Here is a 4,258-nt window from a genome sequence, read left to right on the forward strand (position 1 = left end):
AGCGAACCCGCTATTATGACCTTGACTGAGCGTGTTAGTCGTTATGAAATCATCGTTAAGATTACGGACTATCACGCTAACACTTGTCGACAAGCCCTGCAAGGTTCTGTTGCAAAGTTTTAAATCTACTATCAAATAAGGTAGAATAATAGAAAAAGATAGCAGGAGGAATGACGATGAATCATTTTAAAGGAAAGCAATTTCAGCAGGATGTGATTATTGTAGCCGTGGGCTACTATCTTCGTTATAACCTTAGCTATCGTGAAGTTCAAGAAATCTTATATGATCGTGGCATTAACGTTTCTCATACGACGATTTATCGTTGGGTGCAAGAATATGGCAAACTACTCTATCAAATTTGGAAAAAGAAAAATAAAAAATCCTTTTATTCATGGAAAATGGATGAAACGTACATCAAAATTAAAGGAAAATGGCATTATTTGTATCGAGCCATCGATGCAGATGGTTTAACCTTGGATATTTGGTTACGTAAAAAACGGGACACACAAGCAGCCTATGCTTTTCTTAAGCGGTTAGTGAAGCAGTTTGATGAACCGAAGGTTGTAGTCACAGATAAAGCCCCCTCTATTACAAGTGCCTTTAAGAAACTAAAAGAATACGGCTTTTATCAAGGGACAGAACATCGTACCATTAAATACCTGAATAATTTGATTGAACAAGACCATCGTCCAGTAAAGAGACGCAATAAATTCTATCGAAGTTTACGCACTGCCTCTACCACGATTAAAGGCATGGAAGCCATTCGAGGATTATATAAGAAAACCCGAAAAGAAGGCACTCTCTTCGGGTTTTCGGTCTGTACTGAAATCAGGGTATTATTGGGAATCCCAGCTTAAATCATAGATACCGTAAGGGATTTTATTCTTTATTTAAAACTTTGCAACAGAACCGTTCTTGCAATTTGGGATAATAAATCTTCAGCATTTGCCTCAGTAACACGAGTGATGGTGATCGCCATGGCATTGGGCCTCCTTGAATTTGCCTTGAGCTTACCTTGCTGACGACGGTATTGCAAGACCACGAATTCTTTCCTTACATTAGCTAAGACTTCGACTATAATTATTTTGGAGGCGATTACATGTTTTTAGATCATCGAACCATTCGCAAATTTTCCACGCAACAAGTTGACCCGCAATGCTTGAACCGCCTAATCACTGTGGCCCAACATACTGCAACCTCACATTTCTTGCAGTCTTTTAGCATTATTCATATCACCGATTCCGCACTGCGTTCACAAATCGCCGCCATCAGCCACCAAACTTATGTCGATGGCAATGGTGAATTATTGATTTTCGTGGCGGATCAATACCGCGCCGACCTATGCGCCGACCACCCTAACCAACTCAGCTCAACGGATAAATTTATCCAAGCCGCATCGGATACTTTATTGGCGGCAGAAAACCTCGTCGATGCCGCTGAAAATCAAGGGTTAGGAACCGTGATTTTAGGCAGTATCCTCAATGATCCAAAACAATTGATCTCCCTGCTTCACCTACCGAACCTCACCTTCCCGATTTGTGGCGTGATTGTCGGCTATCCCGATCAAAAACCAAACTTCAAGCCGCGCATGCCGCAAAGCTTAATGAGCTTCGACAATACTTATCACTTACCTGACGACTGGAAAACGCAACTAACAGATTACGACCACGTGATTCAGCATTACTATGCGACCCGCGATACCAATCAGCGCGAAGAAACCTTCTCCCATTTGTTAGCTAACGGTGCCGCCCATACGCCGAAAAAGCGCAGCGAACTACTCGATGCCTTGCATCAACAAGGGTTCTGTTTGAAATAACAGGATAATAAATCGATTCATCTTTTAATTTTAATTTGTGTCTTGTCAAGTGTCATGCGACAATCATCTCTAGGCAGCTGCCTCCAAAGGGGGTGTTGTCTTTGTTGAAGGATCTATTCACAGTCGTTGTCGGCCCTGTGGAGGTCGTCCTGGCCGGCAGTCGAGCAAAAAAGAATAGTTCAATTAGTGGAACCGAGAAAGACTTGACACATACAAACGCCATTTTGTATTTGAAAAAGCGCTATCATTTATGGTATGATAAAGGTGTGCAGAGAAGATTTAGGAGGCGTTGTTATGGAAATTAAAAATGTGGTAGTTGCTGGCGCCGGTGTGTTGGGGAGTTAAATTGCCTTTCAGATGGCCCGCTGTGGTTACCAGGTCAAGATTTGGAACCGGCATATTGACCGGGCCGAGAAGCGACTGGCGGCAATCAAGGCGCCGTTTATGAAAGAAATGCAAGCGACCGCGGATGACTATCAGGCGGCCTGTGATAATATTACTAGTATTAGTAATGACCTGGCGGCAACCGTTGCCGATGCCGACTTGGTCATTGAATCGGTTTCTGAGTCAGTAGAGATTAAAAAGGCCTTTTACAGTGAGCTTTGTCCACTGTTACCAGAAAAGACGATCATCACTAGTAATTCATCAACCTTCGTACCAAGTGAACTGGTTGCTTTTACTGATCGGCCAGCTAAGTTTGCCCACTTACACTTTGCTAACCATATCTGGAAACATAATGTTGCTGAAATTGTGGGCAGCCCGAAGACGGCAGCGGCAGTTATTGACGACCTGGTTGCATTTGCCCGTTCAATTAAGATGGTTCCGGTGGTATTAAAGAAGGAACAGCATGGTTACATCATGAATGCGTTACTGGTGCCATTGTTAAATGCAGCGATGGCGCTATGGGCTAATGGCGTTGCCGACCCCCATACGATTGATAAGGATTGGATGATTTCCAATGGTTCACCATTGGGACCGTTTATGATTCAAGATATCGTGGGGCTACGGACGACTTATGCAGTGGTTAATAACCAGTATGAGCAGACCCACAATGAGCTCTTTAAAAAGATTGCCGATAAGCTAAAGCCAATGATTGCGGCGGGCCATACCGGTGTTGAGTCGGGACAAGGCTTCTATCACTATCCTGACTCTGAATTCAAAGATCCCGACTTTTTTAAGTAGAATTAAAACCGAATAATACTCTGCACTGATGTTTCAGCTAGCCTGATTTAGGAAGGAAGTAGTTATTATGGGACTGTATAAGGTGATTATTTGGGGATTAGGTAATGTTGGTCGAGCCGCCGTACGGATGATCGGTGAACGTCAATCGGTTCAGCTGGTGGCGGCCGTTGATAATGATCCTGAAAAGATCGGTAAGGACGCAGCTGGTTTATTTGGCTTTCCGGAAATTGGTGTTAAGGTTACTGACGATATTGACGCGGCCTTAAAGTTAGATGCTGACGTGGTACTAGTTTATACTCCGCTCCGTCATGATCCTGAGACTGGCGCATTTACACCAAGTGCAGAAGATATGGTTAAGGTTTTAAATGCTAAGAAAAATTGTATTACAACTATCCCGCTATACTACTCACAAGTTACTACACCGGACTTATATAAGATGATCAATACGGCCGCACAAAAGAATGGGGTCACGTTCATGCCGAGTGGCCTATTACCAGGCTTTTACGCTTCCCACCTTCCCCTGTACCTGTGTAACCTCGTCGACCACGTTGATGAATTAACCGTTCAATCGGGTGAAGATGATCAGGATAATACCTCTAGTTGGGTGAAGGTCTTCGGCTATGGGATGGATCCAGACAAGTTCCCTCAGGACAAGTTAAAGGCTGGAATTGCGGCCTATTATATTGCAGCGGTCTATGAAATGGGTGATCGGCTGGGTTTTAAATTTGATGATGTTAAGGTTTCCCATGAGGTCTTTACGGCACCGCATGACCTTCAAACCAGGGGGTTTGGCGTCGTTAAGAAGGGAACGATGATGGGCCACCGTTTCATTATGAGTGGCTACGTTAAAGGAGAAAAGAAAGTTAGCTTAATCTATGTTCATAAAATCTGCAATGATGTTGTGAAGGAGCCCGCCATTGATAACCATATTCATATCGCCGGGATCCCAACAATCGACGTTGAAGTACAGAATATGATGCCACTGGAGGAGAGTTATGTAACCAGTGCCGCTCCAAGTGTCGATGTTATTCCGCAATGTGTTAACGCCCCAGCTGGTTATCAACATGTATTAGACCAGCCAACTATGATGCCACTGGTTTAATACCGCAGAACCGACGAGGCAATAAATACACAGATGGGGCTATGACTTAAGTCGGTTGGATAAATCAAAAGTCAACAGCACAGTAATCATCCACCCGCATAGCGGGTGGCTTTTTATTAGCCCTAGAAGGGCTTGCCACACGCAAAAAGCCCCTTAAA

At 43.8% G+C, this 4,258-nt stretch carries 4 protein-coding genes and 1 pseudogene; all 5 read left to right on the plus strand.

Annotated features, from left to right (window positions below):
• Positions 1-111 (plus strand): annotated as a pseudogene (locus tag EKM81_RS10930) (IS30 family transposase); the annotation flags it as partial.
• A 65-nt stretch (positions 112-176) separates the two neighbouring features.
• Positions 177-857: an IS6-like element IS1216 family transposase gene (locus tag EKM81_RS10935; protein ID WP_164509309.1), complete on the plus strand. Its 681-nt coding sequence runs from the start codon at positions 177-179 to the stop codon at positions 855-857.
• A gap of 242 nt (positions 858-1,099) precedes the next feature.
• The gene (locus EKM81_RS10945) at positions 1,100-1,816 is read left to right on the plus strand and encodes a nitroreductase family protein (protein WP_003572070.1); all 717 of its coding nucleotides are present in this window, start codon (positions 1,100-1,102) and stop codon (positions 1,814-1,816) included.
• A 357-nt stretch (positions 1,817-2,173) separates the two neighbouring features.
• Complete coding sequence (locus EKM81_RS10950; RefSeq protein WP_225420255.1) at positions 2,174-2,998, plus strand: 3-hydroxyacyl-CoA dehydrogenase; 825 nt, start codon at positions 2,174-2,176, stop codon at positions 2,996-2,998.
• A gap of 67 nt (positions 2,999-3,065) precedes the next feature.
• Positions 3,066-4,100 (plus strand): hypothetical protein, encoded by a 1,035-nt coding sequence (locus EKM81_RS10955; RefSeq protein WP_125651592.1) that lies wholly within the window; start codon positions 3,066-3,068, stop codon positions 4,098-4,100.
• The last annotated feature ends 158 nt before the right edge of the window (positions 4,101-4,258 follow it).

Origin of the sequence: Lapidilactobacillus gannanensis (assembly GCF_003946675.1) — a bacterium.
Taxonomy (GTDB): Bacteria; Bacillota; Bacilli; order Lactobacillales; family Lactobacillaceae; genus Lapidilactobacillus; species Lapidilactobacillus gannanensis.

Bases quoted from the DNA above. Each gene is read 5' to 3' on its own strand.
- EKM81_RS10955 (WP_125651592.1), top strand. From the start codon at position 3,066: ATGGGACTGTATAAGGTGATTATTTGGGGATTAGGTAATGTTGGTCGA.
- EKM81_RS10950 (WP_225420255.1), top strand. From the start codon at position 2,174: ATGGCCCGCTGTGGTTACCAGGTCAAGATTTGGAACCGGCATATTGAC.
- EKM81_RS10935 (WP_164509309.1), top strand. From the start codon at position 177: ATGAATCATTTTAAAGGAAAGCAATTTCAGCAGGATGTGATTATTGTA.
- EKM81_RS10945 (WP_003572070.1), top strand. From the start codon at position 1,100: ATGTTTTTAGATCATCGAACCATTCGCAAATTTTCCACGCAACAAGTT.